Genomic DNA, 20,773 nt, shown 5'->3' on the forward strand with positions numbered 1-20,773 from the left:
GTGCGCCCGGAAGGCATCCGCCTGCTGCCGTGGCTGATCGCCGCCATCGACCTCGTCATGGTCGCGGTCGCGACCGTCCTCGCGATCCAGTTCCGCCTCACGCTGCAGGTCTTCGACACCGTGGGCGACGTCCTCGACAACACGGCGCTGGCGAGCGTCTTCTTCGGCGCCACGTGGCTCGTGATGCTCGTCTTCTTCGGCACCTACGAGCGCCACGTCTTCGGCGCCGGCACCGAGGAGTTCAAGCTCGTCGTCAACGCCTCGTTCTTCACCGGCGCACTCGTCGCGACGATGGCCTACCTCATGCAGTACCCGCTCTCCCGCGGCTTCTTCGTCCTCTACTTCCCGATCGGCGTGCTGCTGCTGCTCGTGGGACGCCTGGTCTCGCGCCGGATCATCCAGCGGCTGCGCCGCGCGGGGCACTTCAACGAGAAGGTGCTGCTGGTCGGGACCCCCGGCTACATCGGCGAGATCAGCACGGTCCTGGCTCGCGAGGGCTGGCTCGGCTACAAGGTCATCGGCTGCCTCGTGCCCAGCGACTACGCCGGGCTCGAGCGCACCTCGGCCGGCATCCCCGTGCTGGGGCTCATCGACGAGGTGCGGGCGGTCGTCGACGACGTCGGTCCCGACATCGTCTTCTTCACCGCTGGCGCAGTGAGCTCCTCGACCCAGCTCCGTCGCCTCGCCTGGGACCTCGAGGACCACCAGCACGTCCAGATCATCGTCGCGCCCAACGTCACCGACGTCTCCAGCGAGCGCGTCCGGATCCGGCCGGTGGCCGGCCTCCCCCTGATGCACCTGGGCCGCTCGCGCTCGCAGCTGGCCACCAACGACGCCAAGCGTGCCTTCGACCTCGTCGGCGCCCTCCTGATCCTCGCGCTCGTCTGGCCCGTCCTGCTCGGCCTGATGCTCTGGATCAAGCGCACCGACGGTGGTCCGGCCCTCTTCCGGCAGACCCGCGTGGGCCGCGAGGGCGTCGAGTTCACCTGCCTCAAGCTGCGGTCGATGCACGTCGACGCCGAGGCGATGCTGGCCGAGATGGAGGCGCGCGACCACGTCCTCTTCAAGGACGCCGCCGACCCCCGCATCACGAGGCCGGGCCGATTCATCCGTCGGTTCTCCCTCGACGAGCTGCCGCAGCTCTGGAACGTCGTGCGCGGCGAGATGAGCCTGGTCGGCCCCCGCCCGCCGCTCGCGAGCGAGGTCGAGCAGTACGAGGACGACATGCTGCGCCGGCTCAACGTGCTCCCCGGCATGACCGGACTCTGGCAGGTCTCCGGGCGCTCCGACCTGTCGTGGGAGGACACCGTCCGCCTCGACCTCTACTACGTCGACAACTGGTCGATGGTCCAGGACCTGCTGATCCTGGCGCGCACCGTCACGGCCGTGGTCGGCAGCCGTGGCGCGTACTGATCAGTCCTTCTTGCCGACCTTCAACAGCTTGCGCCGGCCCTTGCCCGCGGTGGAGTACGCCTCCCGCGAGGCGTACTCGGACTTGTAGCCGCCGTAGCCCCCGTAGCCGCCGTACCCACCGCCGTAGGCGATGGCCGCAGCGCCCTTGATCGGCGCCTTGTTGAGCACGACGCCGAGGAGCCGGCCGCCGACCTGGTCCAGGATGCGGCGGCAGTGCTGGCTCTGCTCGATCTGCGTCTTGCCGGCGGCCTGGACGAGCAGCGCGCCGTCGCAGAAGGCGGACAGCAGGCCGGCGTCGGTGACGGGCAGCAGGGGCGGGGCGTCGAGGATCACGAAGTAGTCGTGGGAGAGGTCCTCGATGAACTGCTTCATGCGCAGCGAGCCGAGCAGCTCGCTGGGGTTGGGCGGGATGCGCCCGGCCGGGAGCACGCTGAGGTTGGTCAGCCCGGAGTCGACGATGACGTCGCGGATGTCGACGTCGCCGGCGAGCGCCTGCGTGAGGCCGACTGCGCCGTCGATCTCGAACGTCGAGGCGATCTGCGGACGCCGCAGGTCGGCGTCGATCAGCAGCACGGGCGTGCCGGCCTGGGCGACGAGGCGACCGATGTTGGACGACACGGTCGACTTGCCCTCACCGGCGAGCGCGGAGGTCACGACGATGCGACGTGGCTCATTGTCCACGTCGACGAAGCGCAGGTTGGTGCGCAGCTGGCGGAAGGACTCCGCGGCTCGGCCGAGGTCGCCCCGCACACCACGGTGGCCGCGTCCGAGCGCGTCCTCCTTGGGGATGATGCCGAGCACCGAGGCACCGGTCGCCTCCTCGACGTGCTTCGCCGAGCGGATCCGGCGGTCGATGAGCCGGCGACCCACCAGGAAGGCGTAGCAGAGGCCGAGGCCGCCGGCCGCGCCGTACATCGCGGCCTTCTGGTAGTTCGGCGTGAAGGGCGCGCCGGGGAGCTGCGCCTCCTCGAGGGGCACGATCGTCGCGAGCGAGTCGCCCTTGGGCGTGGTGCCGCCGTTGTCGACCTGCGCTGCGTAGACGACGACCGCCTTGATGACCGCGTTGGCGAGGTCCTGCGCGTCCTGCGGGGTGCTGGCGGTCGCGGTGACCGTCAGGGCGTTGACCGTGGTGTCGACCGAGGCCGAGAAGTTGCCGGCGATCGCCTCCGGCGGGACGTCGAGCCCGAGGTCGTCCACGACGAGCTGGGCGACCGGCAGCTTGGAGACGAGGAACGCGTAGAGGTTGGCCTTGTCCTCGGCGAGCTGGGCGTTGTTCTGCTCCTCGCCCGCCGTGGTGGCGTTGCCGACCTTGACGAAGCCCGACGCGTTGGCGGCGTAGAGCACCGGGTCCTGCGTCGTCTTGGCGACCATCAGGAGGGCGCCGAGGATGGTGCAGCCGATCAGCAGCCAGACGTAGGCGCGGCTCAGCCGGACGAAATCCCCGAACGTCATGGTCGCGAGTCTAGGGCGTCCGCCAGTGCGGACCGGGCGAAACGGCGACACGCGTGCTGGCACGATGGGAGCAGCGAGGTCGACCTGGACAGAGGCCGGACGGCGGTAGGCAGGCGGGAGGTGAGGCGTGGACGAGCACGACCCGACGGGCGACGAGCCCACTGACGACGCTCTCGGCGCGATCCCCATCGCAGCACGCGTCCACCTGTCCCACACCGTCGTCCAGGCGCTCGCCGACCTGCACGGTGTCGACCTGCTCCACCTCAAGGGACCGGCCGTGCTGCCGGGCCTGCGCGAGCCGGGTCGCCACTCCAGCGACGTCGACGTGCTGGTCCGGCCGCGCCACCTGCCCGCGCTGGTGACGGCGCTCGAGTCGAGCGGCTGGGAGCAGCGCACGACCTTCGCCGCAGGCTCGGTCTTCGCCCACGCCGCCAACTGGTGGCACGACGACTGGGGCTGGGTCGACGTGCACCTGCACTGGCCCGGCGTGACCGTCGACGCCGAGCACGCCTTCGACATCTTCGCCCGCGACCTGATCCATCACCCCATCGCCCACCGGCCGTGCCCGGTGCCCGGAACCGCCGCCCAGCGGTTGATCCTCGTGCTGCACTCCGCCCGCTCCGGAGGCACCACGGACGTCCAGTACGCCTGGGAGGCCGCCGATGCCGAGCAGCAGGCGGACGTCCGGTCCCTGGCCGCCGAGCTCGGCGCCGAGGTCGCGCTCGCCGCCGGCATCGGCGAGCTCGAGCAGCACCGCGACGACCCGACGTACCTCCTCTGGCGCCACTTCCTCGAGGGCGGCACCCGGATCGGCGAGTGGCGGGCACGGTGGGCGGCCGCCCGGGGCGTCCGCGCCAAGTCGCACCTGCTGACCGCCGCGATGCGGGTGAACCAGGACCACCTGAGGATGGAGCTCGGACGGCCTCCGACCAAGGAGGAGATCCGTGCCAAGCAGCGCGAGCGCCTGCAGAAGGCGAGGGACGAGGTCCGTTCGCGGGCGCGCTCGCAGTGGGAGGCGCGGGTGAGGAAACGGTGACCTTGCACTACCGGATCGCCGACGACGTCGCGTGGGTCAGCCAGGACGACCTCGACGGCGGCGACCTGCCGGTGGCATACATGACCCGCGTGCCCGGCGGCCCGCCGATCCTGCTCGAGGGCTCGGGGTGCATCGTGTGGCTCGCGCTCGCGGAGGGCGGGACGATCGACGAGATCACCGAGCGCGCGGCCGAGCTGTCGGAGACCGACGCCGCGGACATCAGGGACGACGTGTTCGACCTGGTCGACCAGCTCGTGATCATCCGGCTCGCCGACGAAGAAGATCGCTGACGAGCGCCCCGACCAGGGCACCGGCGGTGTTGGCGACGACGTCGCCCCAGCTGGCCTCGCGGGCCAGGAACGCCAGCTGCACCAGCTCGATCGCACCCGACAGCGCTGCCGCGGCGACGGTGGCCCACCACCACCGGCGCCCGAGCACCACCACGATCAGTGCACCCACTGGCACGAACAGCACGACGTTGAGCAGCACGCCGTAGTGCTCCGGCAGCGCCCCACCGGGTGCGATCGGCACGTCGTAGCGGAAGAGGACGTACAACCGCACCGTCAGCCGGTTGAGCGCCCAGCCCCACGGGCCACCGACCAGCACGGCCAGCGCGACGACGTACGCCGCTGCGAGTCCGGCCAGCACCCGACGGTCGCGCATCCAGCCCACGCGGACACCCTAGGCTTGCCACGTGACTGACGTGGGCCAGCCGGACGAGGTCGTCGTGGACGCCCTCGGCGTCCCGGTGGGGATCCCCGCCACCGGTGACACCGCCGCACGCCTGCGACGGCAGTGGAGCCGCGCCCTCACCGACCAGCCGGCGGTCACCTCGATCGAGGCCTCGGAGATCGCCTCGGACGACGAGGTGGCCCATGACTACGCGGTCACCACCCGCGTGACGCTCGCGGCGCTCGATGCCACCGCGGGCCGGCGGATCAACCTGCATGCCGGCGCCGTCGCCGACGACGAGGGCCGCACGCTCACCGTCATCGGGCCGTCGGGATCGGGCAAGACGACCGCGATCCGCCTCCTGGCCGCGCGGCTGGGCTACCTCTCCGACGAGACCACCTCGATCGACGACCGGCTCGGCGTGCACGCCCACCCGAAGCCGCTGTCCGTGATCACCGACCCGCTCGTGCCGCTGCACAAGGAGTCGCTCTCCCCCGACGACCTCGGCCTCGTCCTACCGCCCGACGAGGCCTGGCTCCACCGCATCGTGCTCCTGCACCGGGGCACCGACGACGACGGCCTGGTGCCGCTCGACCAGGCGCACGCGATCGCCGAGATCGTCGAGCAGACGTCCTCGCTCGCCCGGCTCGACCACCCGATCCTGCGCCTCGCCGACACGATCGACGCCTGCGGAGGCGTGTGGGGCCTGAGCTACACCGAGTTCGAGAGCTGGATCGACGACCTCGTCGACCTGCTCGACCTCGAGGGCCAGCCGCCGCCGGCCCGGCTGCACCACCCCTCCGCCGAGGTGGGCGAACCCGTCGTCGGCGCATGGACCCGCGCCGCGTGGCGCGACGCGGTGGAGTACGACGACGAGCTGGTCCTGATGGTCGACGACCGGGTCCACGTGCTGGCCGGCCTCGGCGTCGTGGTCTGGCTGGCCCTCGCGTCGCCGCAGTCGGTCGACGACCTCGTCGCCGAGGCGGAGGCCCTCTGGGGCGCCCACCCGGAGGCGCCGGCGCTCGTCGCCGACGCCCTCGCGGTCATGGCCGAGGCCGGCATGGTGCGTCCCCCGGCGTGACCCAGCTCTACGTCCCGGCCGGTCCCCGGCTGAAGACCACCCGGAACGGCCCTCCCGGGCCGAGCGTGAACCGCCGACCGAGCTGACCGTCGAACCAGGCGCCGGGGTCGTCCAGCACGAAGGCTCGCGCGAGGCGGCTGTAGCCGCCGCCCTGACGCGACGACGAGCGCCGGCCCTCGCTCATGGCCGTGCCCTCGGCCACCAGGTCGTGGTCGATGCCGGTGATCTCGGCGCCGAGCACGACGATCCCGCCGCAGGTGACGACGAAAGGCACGCCACGCTCCGGCCCGAGGATCCTGACCAGCCTCCTCGTCCGCTCGCCCAGGTGCCACCAGCCGCGCGCAGCGTCGAGCTGTTCGGGACGCGGTGCGAGCACATCTGCTCCACGCCACGACCGCCAGCCCGACTCGACGTCCGCGATGCGCGGGCACACGCGTGCGACGAAGATCGGCCGGCGCGTCCGCAGCCGCAGCTCGCACGGCGGGTCCATCCTGCCCAGCGCGCCACGCACGGCATCCGCGTCGTAGAGGAGCGCGTTGCTCACCTCGAGCGGGCGTCCAGCGACACCCGCCTTCAACGCACTGCGGGCGCCGTCGCGACCGACCCCGGGGACCGCGAGGTGCCTCGTCGCCTGCCGTTCGGTCCAGAGCTCCATGCGCGAGAACCTAGGTCCGCCCGATCGACCGTGGGGCGTTCTCCACAGGCGGACCCGCCCCCTCTCTGGGCCGCCACGCTGCCGGACGAGGGCAGGTGTCCGCGCGCTGGGTGTTCCGCCGCACGTGTACTGATCAGATCCCGACCGACCCGTACACGTGTGGCTGAACACCCAGTGCGGCCACGGCTGCCCTCGTGGCCACAGCTCGGCCTCCTCGATCGCGCCCGGCGCCGGCACCGGAGGTAACGTCCGCCACATGACCGCCCGCCGCCAGCTGCCCACCGACGAGGCCCGCGACCTGCTCGCCCTGACCCGCGAGATCGCGACGAAGGAGCTCGCGCCCCGCTCGGCGGAGGCGGAGGCGACCGAGACCTTCCCGCGCGACGTCTTCCGGATGCTCGGCCAGGCAGGCCTGCTGTCCCTGCCCTATCCCGAGGAGCACGGCGGCGGCGAGCAGCCCTACGAGGTCTACCTCCAGGTGCTGGAGGAGATCGGGGCGGTGTGGGCCTCGGTCGGCGTCGGGGTCTCGGTGCACGCGCTGTCCTGCTTCGGCCTCGCCTACTACGGCACCGACGAGCAGCGCGCCGAGTGGCTGCCCGACATGCTCTCCGGCGACCTGCTCGGCGCCTACTGCCTCTCCGAGCCGCACGCGGGCTCCGACCCGGCCGCGATGCGAACCATCGCGAAGCTCGACGGGGACGAGTACGTCATCAACGGCGCCAAGGCCTGGACCACCCACGGTGGACACGCCGACTTCTACAAGGTGATGGCCCGGACGTCGGACGACGCCGGCGCCTCTCGAGGGGCGGGCATCTCCTGCTTCCTGGTCCCGGCCGACGCCGAGGGCCTGTCCGCCGACCCGCCCGAGCGCAAGATGGGGCTCACCGGCTCGGCCACGGCGACGATGCGCTTCGACCAGGTCCGGGTGCCCGTCGAGCGCCGGCTCGGCGCCGAGGGCGAGGGCCTGAAGATCGCGCTCGCCGGCCTCGACTCCGGCCGCCTCGGCATCGCCGCGGTCGCGACCGGCCTCGCCCAGGGCGCCCTCGACGCGGCGACGGCGTACGCCCGTGAGCGGGAGACCTTCGGGACGAAGATCATCGACCACCAGGGCCTGGCCTTCGTGCTCGCCGACATGGAGGCCGCGATCGTGTCCGCCCGCGCGACCATGCTCCACGCCGCCCGCCTCCGCGACGCCGGGCTGCCGTTCTCCCGCGAGGCGTCGATCGCCAAGCTCGTCGCCACCGACAACGCCATGAAGGTCACCACGGACGCCGTCCAGGTGCTCGGCGGCTACGGCTACACGCGCGACTTCCCCGTCGAGCGCTACATGCGCGAGGCGAAGGTGATGCAGATCTTCGAGGGCACCAACCAGATCCAGCGGATGGTCATCTCCCGCTCGCTGGCGAAGGACAACAGCGGCCTGATCGGCTGATCAGACGTCGGTGACGCGCACCCCGGCGTGCGCCTTGTAGCGGCGGTTGATCGCGATCAGGTTGGCGGTCAGCGCCTCGACCTGGTGCGCGTTGCGGAGCCGGCCGCCGTACATCCCGCGCATCCCGGGCACCACGTCCGCGAGCGACTGCACGAGGTCGGTCGCCTCGCGGTCGTCGCCGAGCACCAGCACGTCGGTGTCGATCCGCTCGACCTCGGGATCCTCGAGCAGCACCGCGCTGACGTTGTGGAAGGCGCCGACCACCCGCGACTCCGTCAGGATCGCGGCGGCCTGCTGGGTCGCTGAGCCCTCCTCGACGGGGAGCGCGTAGGCGCCCTGCTTGTCGAAGCCGAGCGGGTTGACGCAGTCGACGACGACCTTGCCGGCCAGCACGTCGACCAGCGACGCGAGCAGCTCCGCGTGGCCGTCCCACGGCACCACGACCAGCACGATGTCTCCGGCCGCTGCCGCCTCGGCGTTGCTCGCCCCGCGCACCTTCCCGACCGCGGACAGCGTCTGCGCCGTCTCGGCGGCGCGGGAGGCGTCGCGCGACCCGAGCACGACGTCGAGGCCGGCGCCGGCGAAGCGCCGTGCGAGCCCGCGGCCCTGGGGCCCGGTGCCGCCGAGGACGGCGATGGTCAGGTCGGACAGCGCGGGGGCCTGGTCGGTGTCGCTCACGCCGCCGACGCTAGCGCCCTCGTCGCAGAGGCCTCACCCCGACGTGTGTTGTCGCGCTCGACCGGGCGAGCGAGCGTGGGGGCATGGCCAAGCGCATCGCATTCCTGACCGCATCCGAGGGCGTCGAGGAGGTCGAGCTGACCAAGCCGTGGCAGGCCGTGGTCGACGCCGGCCACACCGCCGAGCTCGTGTCGCTCGACGAGGGCGAGGTCCAGCTCTTCGAGCACCTCGACAAGTCCAGCACCCAGCGCATCGACCGCCGCGTCAGCGACGTCTCGATCGGCGACTACGACGCCCTCGTCCTGCCCGGCGGCGTCGCCAACCCCGACGCCCTGCGGGGCGACGAGGAGGCGGTGGCGTTCATCCGCGACTTCGTCGACTCCGGCAAGCCCGTCGCGGCGATCTGCCACGCACCGTGGACCCTCGTGGAGGCCGACCGGGTCCGGGGCAAGAGGCTCGCCAGCTGGCCGAGCCTGCAGACCGACATCCGCAACGCCGGCGGCGAGTGGGTCGACGAGGAGGTCGTCGTCGACGGCAACCTCATCACCAGCCGCAACCCGGACGACATCCCCGCGTTCAACCACGCCCTACTGGCGGCGCTGCCGACAGACTGAGCCACGCCCGCACACGGCGACGTCGTAGGTGTGGCGCTCGTCACACATGCGTGCGAGACTCCGGGTGGAAGCGCTCTCACACTCGGGAAGGGTCGTCCCCCATGCCACGCCAGCCACGTCGCCGTACTCCCCTGCGAGCCGTCGTCACGGCCCTGGTCCTCGGGGTGGTCGGCCTCGCGCCGATCGCCTCGGCCCCCAGCGCCGTCGCCGGTCGCGACCACCACCCGCCGGCTCACCCGCCGTCGCAGGGCCCGGTCGACCTCGGCCCCCGCACGATCGTCTTCGACGACTCGATGCCGGTCGCCGAGATCCAGGCGAAGGCCGACGAGATCTACGCCCAGCAGGTCGACGCGGAGATGTCGTCCGAGCGGTGGGCGCTGCTGTTCCGGCCCGGCACCTACGGCACCGACGCCGAGCCGCTCCAGATCAAGGTCGGCTACTACACCGAGGTCGCCGGGCTCGGCGCGTCGCCGTCCGACACCGTGGTCAACGGCAAGGTCGAGGTCTACAACCGCTGCCTCACCGACGGGCCGACCACGCCCTACTGCGTCGCGCTCAACAACTTCTGGCGCTCGCTGTCCAACCTCACCATCCAGGTCAACGGCGCCGGCCAGGACGGCTGCCGCACGACGGCGAACTTCTGGGCCACGTCCCAGGCCGCGTCGCTGCGCCGGGTCGACATCCGCGGCGGCGACCTCTCGCTGATGGACTACTGCACCGCTGGGCCGCAGTTCGCCTCGGGCGGCTACCTCGCCGACTCGCGTGCGGGCACCGTCATCAACGGCTCGCAGCAGCAGTGGCTGACCCGCAACAGCGAGGTCGGCGCGTGGTCCAACGGCGTGTGGAACCAGGTCTTCGCCGGCACGACCGGCGCCCCGTCCGAGGCGAGCTTCCCGACCGAGACCTACACGACACTCGACCGCACGCCGCTGAGCCGGGAGAAGCCGTTCCTGTACGTCGACCAGGCGGGCGCGTGGCGCGTCCGGGTGCCGGACGCCCGCACGGACTCCGTCGGCCCGGACTGGACGACCGGCCGGGCCGCCGGCCGCGACCTCCCGCTGTCGGCGTTCCACGTCGCCTCGCCCGAGCAGTCGGCGAAGGAGATCGCGAAGGCGCTCGCCCGCGGCAAGAACCTGCTGCTCACCCCCGGCGTGTACGACGTCGACCGCAGCCTGGTGATCCGGCGCAGCGACACGGTGGTGCTCGGCCTCGGCCACGCGACCCTCACCGCCACGCGCGGAGCGACCCCGGTCGTCGTGGACTCCCACGCCCGCGGCGTCGTCGTCGCCGGGGTCACCATCGACGCCGGCACCGGCCTCTCGCGCAACCTCATGCGCATCGAGGGCGGGCGGGGCCACGGGCACGGCCACTGGCGGAAGGGCCGCACCACGACCCCGAGCACCACGCTCAACGATGTCTACTTCCGCGTCGGCGGTCCCCACGTCGGCAAGGTCGACACGGCACTGGTCGTCGACGCCGACGACGTCCTCATCGACCACATCTGGGTGTGGCGCGCCGACCACGGCGTCGAGGGCTTCACCGCCGGCGTCGCCGGCGACACCGACCGATGGAACACCAACACCGGGCGCGTCGGCGTGGTCGTCGACGGCGACCGGGTGAGGGCGACCGGGCTCTTCGTCGAGCACTTCCAGCAGGACAACACCGTCTGGAACGGCGAGGACGGCCACGTCGTGCTCTACCAGAACGAGCTGCCCTACGACCCGCCCTCGCAGGCGGACTGGACCCAGCCCGACGGCACGCTCGGCTGGCCCGGCTACCGGGTGACCGACCGGGTCACGCGCCACCAGCTCTTCGGCGGCGGGGTCTACGTCTTCAACCGCAACGACCCCTCGATCACCACCGAGAACGGCTTCGAGGTGCCCGAGCGCGACGGCGTACGCCTGCACCACGTGATGACGGTCAACCTCGACGCCGGCAGCATCGAGCACGTCGTCAACGGGGTCGGCGACCGCGTCGACAGCACCCGCTCCGGCACGCCGAGCTTCGTCGTCGACTACCCGGCAGTGGGCTGACTACTCCACCAGCCAGCGACCCAGGAGCGTCCCGTCCTGCTCGAGCAGCAGGACGGGGCGCAGGGCGACGTCGACATCGGCACCGGTGGCGATCCGCGGACCGTCGCCCCCGAGCAGCCGCGGCACGACCGTCCAGCACAGCTCGTCGACGACCCCGGCCGCCAGCAGGTCCGCGAACAGCGAAGGCCCGCCCTCGCACAGCTGCTCGTCCCAGCCGCGGTCGGCGAGCTGCGCCTTGAGGGCGGCCAGGTCGATCTCCTCCTCGCCCAGGACCATGACGTTGCCCTCGCCGAGGACGTGCCTTGCCTCGGCCAACCCGTCGGCCGTCGCCACCGTCGCCATCAGGATGCGACCGGGCGGCGCGTCCCGGAGCTTGGGCGGGACGTCACCCGAGCGGGTCACGACGACGAGCGGCAGCCGCGGGACGTCGTACCCCTCGTCACGGAGCGTGCCGGCCGCGACCACGAGGCAGTCCGCACGCGACCGCAGGGCGTCGAAGACCCGGCCGTCCGCGTCGTCGTTGATGCTCTTGCTGAGCCCGTCGGAGCCGGTGGCCGCACCGTCCACGGTGCTGACGAAGTTCACCCGCAGCCAGGGCCCGCTGCGCGGGGCGTAGGCCGCGACGAGCTCGTCGTCGGACAGGTCGGCCAGGCGCTGGATCTCGAGGTGTCCGGTCACGGGCTTCATCCTGCCGCCTACCCTGACCAGCGTGATCACCCTTGCGGACCTGGCCGCGCTCCAGAACGCCCACGGCGACGACTGGGCCAGCCCCGTCGCCCCGGTGGTCATCGACGGACCGCACGGGTCGGTCACGATCGGTGACGGCGCGGTGACGCTGATGGGCTGCGTCAACCTCTCCCGCGACTCGAGCTACAAGGAGAGCGTCGCGACCAGCCCGGACGACGCCGTCCGGATGGGCCGGATCCAGGCGGCCCAGGGGGCGCAGATCATCGACCTCGGCGCGGAGTCGAGCAACTCCGGCACCCTCCGGGTCTCGCCCGAGGACCAGATCGCCATGCTCGTGCCCGCCGTGAAGGGCCTCGTCCAGGACGCGGTCGTCTCGGTCGAGACCTACGAGCCGGCCGTCGTCCGCGCCTGCCTCGACGCCGGCGCGCGGGTCCTCAACATGACCGGGCGCCAGCACGAGGAGGAGATGCTCACCCTCGCCGCGGAGTACGACGCCGCCGTCGTCATGTGCTTCGGCGAGACCGCCAACGTCCGCGAGGTCGCCGACGTCCCGCCCGACGCCGACCCGATGCCGGTCCTCGTCGACCACTTCACCCCGCGCCTGGCCCGAGCCCGCGAGCTCGGCGTCGACAAGGTCGTCGTGGACCCCGGCATGGGCTTCGTCTACGGCAACCTGATGGACCCGATGACGCGCTCGCGCCACCAGACGCGGGTCCTCACCCAGACGTTCCGCCTCCGCCCCCTCGGCGTGCCCGTCTGCAACGTGGTCCCCCACACCTACGAGATCTTCGGTGACGAGTTCCGCAAGGCCGAGGGCTTCTACGCCATGTTCGCCGCCCTCGGCGGCACCCACCTCCTGCGCATCCACGAGGTCTCCCACCTCCGAGTGGTCCTCCGCGGCCTGGAGATGCTCGAGGTCCGCTGACCGAGCACCAGGAAGGCAGTTGGTGAGCCCAGCTTCGCCATCACGCTCACGCCGCGAGGCCGTGCCGTCCAACTGCCTGCATGGTGCGCCACTCGACGACGTCCGCCAGGGCGGTCGCAACGTCGTCCGGGTGGTGCATCACGTCGGCCCACGTGAAGCGGACCACGACCAGCCCGAGTCGGGCAGCCGTCGTGTATCGATCGACGTCACGTTGGAGACCAGCCCTGGTCCAGTGGTGCTCGAGCGACTCGGCCTCGATCACGATGCCGAGCACACGGTCGAGCAGGTCGACGAACCCCAACCCGGGCACGTGACCCTGCGGCTTCACCGACAGTCCGAGGACGGTGATCGCGATCGCGTAGAGGCACGACTCGAACGGGTTGGCGCGCAGCCGCGAGGCGTGCTGCGCGACTCGCTGGGCACGTGCCCTGCCGGTGCGTGGGCTCCTGGCAGCGGCGACGAGCAGGTCGTCCTGGTCGAGGATGCCCTCCCGGAGTGCCGAATCAGCGACCGACAGCGCGACGTCGAAGTCGTACGACCTCGCGCAGTCGATGACGGTGCGCGTCCTGGACGTGACGTTCCGGCGCCGCTCCCGGTCGGAGAGGTCTGCCCAGTGGAGCTCGTAGCTGCCGGACGGCTTGCGGGCGCTGCGAGGCAAGGTGATGCACGGCTTCACCGGATCGTGCTTGAGCTTCCAGCCGAACTCCTGGGCAGCGCTCAGGTGTGACGCGGTGCCGCCCGTCGCGGCGACCGCTCGCCTCGTCGCATCAGCGGTGGAGAGGCAGTACCTGTTGTGCCGCGGCTTGAGGATGCGGCTCTGGTGGACTGCCCGGTCGAGCTCCGAGCGCGTGGTGCAGGCGATCAGCTCACCGAAGGTCGCGACGCCGCCGAGCTCGCGCAGCGCCTCGACAGGGTCCATGCCCACAGGCTTTCAGCGACGAAGCCCGCCTGCAGGCGTCATCCACAGGCACCACGAAGGCAGTTCGCGGTTACCGCCTCACCTGCCACGTTCGACCGAATAGCTTCCGAGCCGAACTGCCTGCATGGTGCTCAGTCGAGGAACTCCCGCACCCCGGCGACGAGGCCGCGGGCGTAACGCTCGCGTCCCCGCGCCGACGTCATCACGCGGGCCTCGGCGGGATTGCGCATGTTGCCGAGCTCGACCATCACGGTGGGTACGTCGCTGAGGTTGAGGGTGCCGAGGTCCGAGCGGACGTCGAGGCCGTCGCCGCCGGCGACGTAAGTGGCGACGACGAAGTCACGCCCCAGCAGGCCTGCCTTCACCGCCCGGGCGAGGCGCTGCGAGGTCGCGAAGATGTCGTCGGTCCACGGCGCGCGGTCGGCCGGGGCGATGACGTGGAACCCGCGGGCGCCTGCGGCGTAGGAGCCGTCACCGTGGATCGACAGCTTCAGGTCGGCGCCGATGGCGTTGCCGGCCCGCCCGCGGACGTCGACGCACGGGCCCCAGCGGTCCTGGCGGTTGCTGTGGCGGGTGAGCCTGACGGTGGCGCCCTGCTTGCGCAGCCGCTCGGCGAGGACGCGGGAGACCTGCCAGGTGAAGGTGGCCTCCGGGTAGCCGCCGTCGGTCGCCGTGCCCATCGTGTTGCACGGCTTCGTGAAGCCGCCGGCCGGCACCTGCCGGTTGATCTGCTCGGGGAAGTGCTGGTTGCCGAGCTGGTGGCCGGGGTCGATCACGATCACCTTCCCCTCGAGCGGCCGGGCACCGACCGGGACGGACTCGGACACCCTCGTGGACGCCGGGGCACCGGCATGCCGTCGCTCGGGCGGCCCGTGGTCCGCCCGAGCAGCGCCGGGGACGGCGCCCGCCGCCAGCGGGAGCACGACCCCGAGGACGACCGCGACGAGGCGGCGCATCAGCCCGAGAAGCCCTGGGGGTTCTGGGACTGCCAGCGCCAGACGTCCTCGCACATGTCGTCGATCGTCTTCTTCGTGCTCCAGCCGAGCTCGGCGTTGGCCTTGGACGGGTCGGCGTAGGACGTCGCGATGTCGCCGGGGCGGCGGGCGACGACCTCGTAGGGGAGCTCGCGACCCACGACCTTCTCGAAGGCCCGGAGCATCTCGAGCACCGAGGTGCCCTTCCCGGAGCCGAGGTTCCAGGTGTGCACGGCGACGTCCGACGTCGACAGCGCCTCGAGGGCGGCGATGTGCCCGGCGGCGAGGTCCTCGACGTGGATGTAGTCGCGCACGCCGGTGCCGTCGACGGTGTCGTAGTCGTCACCGAAGACCATCAGCCGGTCGCGCTTGCCGACCGCGACCTGGGCGATGAAGGGCACCAGGTTGTTCGGGATGCCGGACGGGTCCTCGCCGATCGTGCCGGAGGGGTGCGCGCCGACCGGGTTGAAGTAGCGCAACAGCGCGAAGCGCATCTGCGGCGCGGCCACGGCGACGTCGCGCAGGATCTGCTCCTGCATCACCTTGGTCCAGCCGTAGGGGTTGGTGGCGTAGGTCCGGCGGTCCTCGGTCGCGGCGGCCTGGTCCTCGCCGTAGACCGTGGCACTGGACGAGAAGACCAGCTTGTCGACGTCGTAGCGCTGCATCGCGCGAACGAGGGAGAAGGTCGAGCCGAGGTTGTTCTCGTAGTAGTCGAGCGGCTTCTCCACGCTCTCGCCGACGGCCTTGTGGCCGGCGAAGTGGATGACCCCGTCGAAGTCCTCGGTGGCGAAGAGGTGCTCGGTCTTGTCGTGGTCGGTGAGGTCGAAGGAGTGCGCCACGATGCGCGTCCCGGTGAGCGCCTCCAGCCTGCCCAGCACCGTCGGGTGGGAGTTGGCGAAGTTGTCGACGATCACCACGTCGTGGCCGGCGGCGATGAGCTGGATGACGGTGTGCGAGCCGATGTAGCCGGCACCGCCACTGACGAGGATCTTCATGCCGTCACCCTAGATGCCTGACAGACTGCCCACATGCCCAGCGCACTCATCACCGGAATCACCGGCCAGGACGGCCTCTACCTCGCCGAGCTGCTGCTCGGGAAGGGGTACGACGTCCACGGGCTGATCCGCGGCCAGAACAACCCGCGGCGCGAGCTCGTCGAGAGCCTGGTCCCCGACGTCAAGCTCCACAACGGCGACCTGACCGACCTCTCGAGCCTGATGCGCGCGATGCGCGACGCCGACCCGACCGAGGTCTACAACCTCGGCGCGATCTCCTTCGTCGCCTACTCCTGGGAGAACGCCTTCGTCACCAGCGACGTCACCGGGATGGGCGTGCTCAACATGCTGGAGGCCGTCCGCCTCCACGCCGGCGACGACCCGTCGCGGATCCACTTCTACCAGGCCTCGAGCTCGGAGATGTTCGGCAAGGTGCAGGAGGTGCCCCAGTCGGAGAGCACCCTGCTCTGGCCGCGCTCGCCCTACGGCGTGAGCAAGGTCTACGGCCACTACATGACGATCAACTACCGCGAGTCCTACGGCATGCACGCCTCGTCGGGGATCCTCTTCAACCACGAGTCCCCGCGCCGCGGGCCGGAGTTCGTGACCCGCAAGATCAGCCAGGCCGTCGCCCGGATCCACCTCGGGCTGCAGGACGACATCACCCTCGGCAACCTCGACGCGCGTCGCGACTGGGGCTTCGCCGGCGACTACGTCGAGGCGATGTGGCGGATGCTCCAGCAGGACGAGGCCGACGACTACGTCATCGCCACCGGCGAGACCTGGTCGATCCGCGACTACCTCGACCTCGCCTTCCAGCACATCGGCGTCGACGACTGGGCGCACCTGGTCAAGCAGGACCCGCGGTTCATGCGCCCGGCCGAGGTCGAGCTGCTCATCGGCGACGCCTCCAAGGCGAAGGACAAGCTCGGCTGGACGCCCACCGTGTCGTTCGCCGAGCTCGTCGCGATGATGGTCGACAGCGACATCGCCGCCTTCAAGGCCGGCTGGTGACCGCCCGGGCCTTCATCACCGGCATCGGCGGCCAGGACGGCACCTACCTCGCGGAGCGCCTCGTCGCCGAGGGGTACGACGTCCACGCGCTCGTCCTCACCTCCGACGGCCACCCGGACCACTGCCCCGAGGCGGTCGTGCTGCACCGCGGCGACCTCACCGACGTGGAGTCGACCCGGCGCCTCGTGCTCGACCTCGCGCCGACCGAGATCTACAACCTCGCCGCGATCAGCTCGGTCGCCCAGTCGTGGGACGAGCCGGACGCCACGGCGCTGGTCAACGGCCACGCCGCCGTCGGGCTGATGGAGACCGCGCACCGGCTCGGCGACGTACGCCTCGTGCAGGCCTCCAGCGCCGAGATCTTCGGCGAACCGGCCGAGTCTCCCCAGGACGAGGACACCCCGGTCGCCCCGGTGAACCCCTACGGCGCCGCCAAGGCGTTCGCCCACCTGTCGGCGCGGGTCTTCCGGCAGCGCGACCTCCACGTCTCCAGCGCGATCCTCTACAACCACGAGTCGCCGCGGCGCCACCAGCGCTTCGTGACCCGCAAGATCACCTCGACGGTGGCTGCCATCGCGAGGGGTGAGGCCGACGAGCTCGTGCTCGGCAACCTCGAGGCACGGCGCGACTGGGGATGGGCGCCCGACTACGTCGACGCGATGGTCCGGGCCGCGCGGGCCGACCAGCCGTCCGACTACGTCGTCGCGACCGGCCGCGCCCACTCCGTGCGCGACTTCGTCGCCGCCGCCTTCGCCGCTGCCGGCATCACCGACTGGGAGGGGCTCGTCCGCCAGGACGAGGCCTTCTTCCGCCCCGCCGACCCCACCGAGCTCGTCGGCGACACGAGCCGCGCCCGTGAGGAGCTCGGCTGGGCGCCCACGGTCCGCTTCGAGGAGCTCGTGGCACGGATGGTCACCGCCGACCTCTCGTAGGCGGCGTCAGTCGAGCGGGATGTCCTCGGAGTTGTCCCGGTCGACGACCGGGGTGTCGTCGGGGACCTCGACGTCGCCGGCCTGGTCGAGCCTGAGGGCGAGCTCGCGGGGACCGACCTTGGTCCAGCCGATCGTCGTGCGGAAGTCGTCGCGCTCGAGCTGCACCCACGGGTTGGCCTCGCCGGCGTCGAGCCCGGCGGCCTTGCGGGTCCAGCCGGCGTCCTCGAGGGCGGTGGCGGCCTGCTCGACCTGGCCGGCCTCGTCGCCGGAGCCGACGAGCACGGCCCGGGCGAGGTAGTCCTGGGCCCGACGAGTCGACATGCCCTTGTCGTCGACGCGCCCGGTCGCCTGCTCGACGGACAGGCCGGACGCGTCGAGCACGCCGGCCATCGCACGCAGCTCGTCGTCGACCGAGCTCTTCATCGACGCCAGGGCGTCGGCCGACTCCTCGGAGGACGGCCCGCCCCCGCACGCCGCGAGGGCGAGCCCGAGGGTGAGCACGAGCAGCAGCCGCAGCGGGAGACGGGTCATGCCCTCCATCATCACCGGCGTGCGGTCGTGTCCGAGCGCCCGGGCTGGTCAGCCGTCGGCTCGCGATCCCACTCGGGGTCCTGCGGCGGACCCCACCACGGGTCGTAGCTCTGGTCGACGACGTTGACGTCGCCGCCGTGGCCGTCGACGACCCGGCCGATGTTGTAGAGCGACTCGGAGTCGTTGTCGAGGTAGGAGCTGTGGGCGTCGCCGGTGTTGCGGATCCAGCTGCGGTCGACGTCCTCGGCGGCGAACCGGGTCGCCTCGAAGTCCTTCGACGACGGGTCGGTGCCGAGCCCGAGGCCGAACTTCCCGATCCATCCCTCGTCGCCGAGCACCGCCACGAAGTCACGGCTGTCGCGACCGACGTAGACGTTGCCCTGTCCCAGCTCGGAGGCCGTGTCGGCCGGGCCCGCACCCGGGCTGCCGATGAGCACCACGTCGTCGACGGAGCCGTTGTTGTGCGTGGCGTACGCCGTCGTGGTCGAGCCGTAGCTGTGGCCGATCGCCGTGAGGTGGGCGGGGTCGTCCGGGCGCGAGGCCCGCAGCCCGTCGATCGCCTCGGAGAGCTGGCGCCCGCCGTCCTCGGCGCGACCCTCGGTGAAGGTGGCCAGGTCGGTCGGCCCGTGCGGCGCGTCGTAGCCGAGCCAGTACATCGCGGCGACGCTGGAGCCGTCACCGTTGTAGCGGGTCGACTCGTAGAGGTTCATCATCTTGTCGGTGTAGCCGGTGGTGCCCGACATGTCCGTGTTGATGCCCGGGGTGAACACGGCGACGTCCTGCGCGGTGTCGAGGTCGCCCACCGCGATCGCGACGCGGCCGTCGCCGTCGTAGGCCCCCGGGTCGTAGAGCCAGAGCTGGCCGCCCGGGCGGATGCTCGGGTCGAGCGGATCGGTGTAGGCATCGGCGTTGCCGAGGGAGTCGCGCGCCTGCACGGCGTTGGCGAGCACCTTCTGCTCGGCCTCTGAGATCGTGCCGTCGGCCTGCTTGGAGGCGAGGCGGGCGAGGTCGTCGTCGAGCAGCACCCGGTTGGCCTGGTCGCGGGCGTCGGCCGGCAGGCCGTTGCCCTGGCCGATGCGGTCGGAGTAGGCCGCGATCACGGCCTCCCGCTCGGCCTCGGTGAGGCCGTCCCACCACGCCTTGGTCTGCTCCGGCGTGGCACCGCTCCCGGGCGCGCCCGGACGGTTGATCGCCGCCTCGGCGAGCGGCGGGATGCCACCGTCGGCCGAGGTCGACTCGGCCAGCGTGTCGGCGGCCTGGAAGACCTGGCGCAGCAGGGTCTCGTTGTCGCGCACGCGGCGCTGCAGGTCGTCGTCGGCGCGGACGAGCTCGGCGTACCCGCTGCGCAGCTCGGCGGCCCGCTGGCGGAACGCCGCGATGTCGGCCTCGGTGGCGCCCGCGGCCGCGTTGATCTCGGCGATGAGGGCGTTGCGCCGGTCGTCCAGGGTGCGCTTGCGCTCGACGAGGTCCTCGTGCTCGCGGAGCAGGTCGCGCAGGGTGTCGGCGAACGAGGTGACGCCGCGCCCGACGCGCCGCACGGTCGTGCCCATGGCGGCGTGCTCGCCGGACGCCTTCCCGGACGCCACCTTGTAGGCGTCGTAGGCGCTGCCGGTCCAGCTGCCGAGGGTCTGCAGCTCCTTCGAGCGGTCGGCGAACTCCTCGTAGCGTCCGGCCGCCGTGTAGAGCGTGGTGGCGAGGGCGTCCACGCCGCCCGGGTCGCCCTCGGGCTTCTTGATCTGTGCCGGCACCGACGCCGGGACCTCGATGGTCGTCATCGCGCAGGCCCCAGCCGTCCGTCGAGGTCGCTGAACTGGCGATCGGTGGCGTCGTCCGTCGTGGAGTAGTCGTTGCCGGTGGCCTTCAGCGCGCCGACGAAGCCCTGCGCGATCGCGGTGCTCTCACCGGCGAGGCCTGCCCACGTGGTCAGGAACGTCGTCGCGGCGCCCTGCACGCTCGGCGGCAGCGACGCCGACGACGCGGCGCCGAAGTCCTTGGCGGTCGCGTCCATCAGCCGCTCCTGCGACTCCCACCCGGTCGTGCCCTTCTGGAGGACCTGCAGGTCCCAGACCAGCTGCTCCGTCATCGGACGTCACCCCCCAGGGAGGCGGCGGCCGCTACGGCGCCGACGTGGACCAGGGCCGAGCGCATCCGCACCACGAGGCGCGTCGACGAGGCGAGGACGACGTGGACCTCCTCGCGCCCGGGCTGCGCGGCCCGGCCGGCGATCACCCGCGGCAGGCCGTCGGTGGGGACGAGCGTGTGCCAGCCGTCGTCGGCGGCGAGGATGCGCTCCGCACGCTCGAGGGCGGCGGAGGCCAGGAGCGGGTCGACCTGCTCGAAGGTCGCGGTGCCCTGCCAGCGCAGGGTGCCGGGCGCGACCCCGGCGAACCACACGTCGTCGACGTGCGTCGGCTCGGCGTCGAGACCGAGCTCACTCCAGAACGCAGCCGCCTGGCCGCGCAGCGCGGCCCGGGCCTGGTCGGGGTCGACCTCGGGCTCGTCGGCCGGCACCACCTGCTCGACGGCCGGCTCCTGGGGGAGCACGACGACGTCGATGTCGCCGTGCCGGCGCAGCACGGTCGACCAGAAGGGATCGTCGGCGACCGCGCGCTCGGCGGCGCCTCCCTGCACGAACTCCAGGTCACTTGACTGGGGCACCCGGGACCTCCTGTGGCGAGCGTCGTCCTGTGACCCCTACCTCCCCCGCCCGCGCCGGGTCGAAACGTGCCG

Annotated in this window: 22 protein-coding genes; 10 read left to right on the plus strand and 12 right to left on the minus strand. The window is 71.9% G+C overall.

Going from position 1 to position 20,773, the window contains the following annotated elements:
* A complete protein-coding gene (locus BLV76_RS04120) occupies positions 1-1,413 on the plus strand; it encodes a sugar transferase (RefSeq protein ID WP_217630258.1) in 1,413 nt (470 codons plus the stop codon).
* Here the strand turns inward: BLV76_RS04120 and BLV76_RS04125 are convergent, their stop codons facing one another.
* Complete coding sequence (locus BLV76_RS04125; RefSeq protein ID WP_175539568.1) at positions 1,414-2,865, minus strand: tyrosine-protein kinase domain-containing protein; 1,452 nt, start codon at positions 2,863-2,865, stop codon at positions 1,414-1,416.
* A gap of 127 nt (positions 2,866-2,992) precedes the next feature.
* On the opposite strand from BLV76_RS04125, the gene BLV76_RS04130 reads away from it, so the two are divergent.
* Both BLV76_RS04130 and BLV76_RS04135 read left to right on the plus strand, forming a co-directional pair.
* On the plus strand, positions 2,993-3,901 hold the full coding sequence (locus tag BLV76_RS04130; protein ID WP_090972294.1) for a nucleotidyltransferase family protein: 909 nt from the start codon (positions 2,993-2,995) through the stop codon (positions 3,899-3,901).
* The gene (locus BLV76_RS04135; protein WP_090968000.1) at positions 3,898-4,191 is read left to right on the plus strand and encodes a PqqD family protein; all 294 of its coding nucleotides are present in this window, start codon (positions 3,898-3,900) and stop codon (positions 4,189-4,191) included. Before BLV76_RS04130 ends, BLV76_RS04135 begins: the two co-directional genes overlap by 4 nt.
* Here BLV76_RS04135 and BLV76_RS04140 read toward each other — a convergent pair.
* Positions 4,160-4,564, minus strand: a complete 405-nt coding sequence (locus tag BLV76_RS04140) for a VanZ family protein (protein ID WP_245734872.1) — start codon at positions 4,562-4,564, stop codon at positions 4,160-4,162. The two genes, BLV76_RS04135 and BLV76_RS04140, sit on opposite strands and share 32 nt — an antisense overlap.
* A gap of 31 nt (positions 4,565-4,595) precedes the next feature.
* Between BLV76_RS04140 and BLV76_RS04145 the strand changes: the two genes are divergently transcribed.
* The gene (locus tag BLV76_RS04145; protein ID WP_139306470.1) at positions 4,596-5,654 is read left to right on the plus strand and encodes a hypothetical protein; all 1,059 of its coding nucleotides are present in this window, start codon (positions 4,596-4,598) and stop codon (positions 5,652-5,654) included.
* Between the two features lie 7 nt (positions 5,655-5,661).
* Here the strand turns inward: BLV76_RS04145 and BLV76_RS04150 are convergent, their stop codons facing one another.
* Positions 5,662-6,309 carry a hypothetical protein gene (locus BLV76_RS04150; RefSeq protein WP_090968003.1) on the minus strand — a complete coding sequence of 216 codons (648 nt, stop codon included), beginning with the start codon at positions 6,307-6,309 and terminating at the stop codon, positions 5,662-5,664.
* A gap of 256 nt (positions 6,310-6,565) precedes the next feature.
* Here BLV76_RS04150 and BLV76_RS04155 point away from each other — a divergent pair, with 256 nt between their 5' ends.
* Positions 6,566-7,741, plus strand: coding sequence for an acyl-CoA dehydrogenase family protein (locus BLV76_RS04155; RefSeq protein WP_090968004.1), 1,176 nt, complete (start codon positions 6,566-6,568; stop codon positions 7,739-7,741).
* Here the strand turns inward: BLV76_RS04155 and npdG are convergent, their stop codons facing one another.
* Positions 7,742-8,419: an NADPH-dependent F420 reductase gene (gene npdG / locus BLV76_RS04160; RefSeq protein WP_090968005.1), complete on the minus strand. Its 678-nt coding sequence runs from the start codon at positions 8,417-8,419 to the stop codon at positions 7,742-7,744.
* A gap of 83 nt (positions 8,420-8,502) precedes the next feature.
* Between npdG and BLV76_RS04165 the strand changes: the two genes are divergently transcribed.
* Positions 8,503-9,033 (plus strand): type 1 glutamine amidotransferase domain-containing protein, encoded by a 531-nt coding sequence (locus BLV76_RS04165; protein WP_090968006.1) that lies wholly within the window; start codon positions 8,503-8,505, stop codon positions 9,031-9,033.
* Between the two features lie 101 nt (positions 9,034-9,134).
* Positions 9,135-11,066, plus strand: coding sequence for an adenylyl cyclase (locus tag BLV76_RS04170; protein WP_090968007.1), 1,932 nt, complete (start codon positions 9,135-9,137; stop codon positions 11,064-11,066).
* On the opposite strand, the gene BLV76_RS04175 is transcribed toward BLV76_RS04170, so the two are convergent.
* Positions 11,067-11,744 carry a dihydrofolate reductase family protein gene (locus BLV76_RS04175; RefSeq protein WP_245734528.1) on the minus strand — a complete coding sequence of 226 codons (678 nt, stop codon included), beginning with the start codon at positions 11,742-11,744 and terminating at the stop codon, positions 11,067-11,069.
* 31 nt (positions 11,745-11,775) lie between these two features.
* On the opposite strand from BLV76_RS04175, the gene BLV76_RS04180 reads away from it, so the two are divergent.
* On the plus strand, positions 11,776-12,678 hold the full coding sequence (locus tag BLV76_RS04180; RefSeq protein WP_090968009.1) for a dihydropteroate synthase: 903 nt from the start codon (positions 11,776-11,778) through the stop codon (positions 12,676-12,678).
* Between the two features lie 46 nt (positions 12,679-12,724).
* On the opposite strand, the gene BLV76_RS04185 is transcribed toward BLV76_RS04180, so the two are convergent.
* From BLV76_RS04185 to galE, 3 genes are all read right to left on the minus strand, one after another.
* Positions 12,725-13,597: a hypothetical protein gene (locus BLV76_RS04185; RefSeq protein ID WP_139306471.1), complete on the minus strand. Its 873-nt coding sequence runs from the start codon at positions 13,595-13,597 to the stop codon at positions 12,725-12,727.
* 131 nt (positions 13,598-13,728) lie between these two features.
* Positions 13,729-14,553: an N-acetylmuramoyl-L-alanine amidase family protein gene (locus BLV76_RS04190; RefSeq protein WP_090968011.1), complete on the minus strand. Its 825-nt coding sequence runs from the start codon at positions 14,551-14,553 to the stop codon at positions 13,729-13,731.
* Positions 14,553-15,566 (minus strand): UDP-glucose 4-epimerase GalE, encoded by a 1,014-nt coding sequence (gene galE / locus BLV76_RS04195; protein WP_090968012.1) that lies wholly within the window; start codon positions 15,564-15,566, stop codon positions 14,553-14,555. Before galE ends, BLV76_RS04190 begins: the two co-directional genes overlap by 1 nt.
* A 33-nt stretch (positions 15,567-15,599) precedes the next feature.
* Here galE and gmd point away from each other — a divergent pair, with 33 nt between their 5' ends.
* On the plus strand, positions 15,600-16,580 hold the full coding sequence (gene gmd / locus BLV76_RS04200) for a GDP-mannose 4,6-dehydratase (protein ID WP_090968013.1): 981 nt from the start codon (positions 15,600-15,602) through the stop codon (positions 16,578-16,580).
* Positions 16,577-17,512 (plus strand): GDP-mannose 4,6-dehydratase, encoded by a 936-nt coding sequence (locus tag BLV76_RS04205; RefSeq protein ID WP_245734529.1) that lies wholly within the window; start codon positions 16,577-16,579, stop codon positions 17,510-17,512. Before gmd ends, BLV76_RS04205 begins: the two co-directional genes overlap by 4 nt.
* Positions 17,513-17,518: 6 nt before the next feature.
* Here BLV76_RS04205 and BLV76_RS04210 read toward each other — a convergent pair whose 3' ends face one another.
* Genes BLV76_RS04210 through BLV76_RS04225 form a run of 4 tightly spaced genes read right to left on the minus strand, consistent with a single transcriptional unit; the run spans position 17,519 to position 20,701 of the window.
* On the minus strand, positions 17,519-18,043 hold the full coding sequence (locus BLV76_RS04210; protein WP_139306472.1) for a hypothetical protein: 525 nt from the start codon (positions 18,041-18,043) through the stop codon (positions 17,519-17,521).
* An 11-nt stretch (positions 18,044-18,054) separates the two neighbouring features.
* Positions 18,055-19,818, minus strand: coding sequence for an alpha/beta hydrolase (locus tag BLV76_RS04215; protein ID WP_090968015.1), 1,764 nt, complete (start codon positions 19,816-19,818; stop codon positions 18,055-18,057).
* Complete coding sequence (locus BLV76_RS04220; protein ID WP_090968016.1) at positions 19,815-20,126, minus strand: hypothetical protein; 312 nt, start codon at positions 20,124-20,126, stop codon at positions 19,815-19,817. The genes BLV76_RS04215 and BLV76_RS04220 overlap by 4 nt, the downstream gene beginning before the upstream one ends.
* Positions 20,123-20,701 (minus strand): hypothetical protein, encoded by a 579-nt coding sequence (locus BLV76_RS04225; RefSeq protein ID WP_139306473.1) that lies wholly within the window; start codon positions 20,699-20,701, stop codon positions 20,123-20,125. Before BLV76_RS04225 ends, BLV76_RS04220 begins: the two co-directional genes overlap by 4 nt.
* Positions 20,702-20,773 lie beyond the last annotated feature (72 nt).

It is taken from the genome of Nocardioides exalbidus (assembly GCF_900105585.1).
Lineage (GTDB): Bacteria > Actinomycetota > Actinomycetes > Propionibacteriales > Nocardioidaceae > Nocardioides > Nocardioides exalbidus.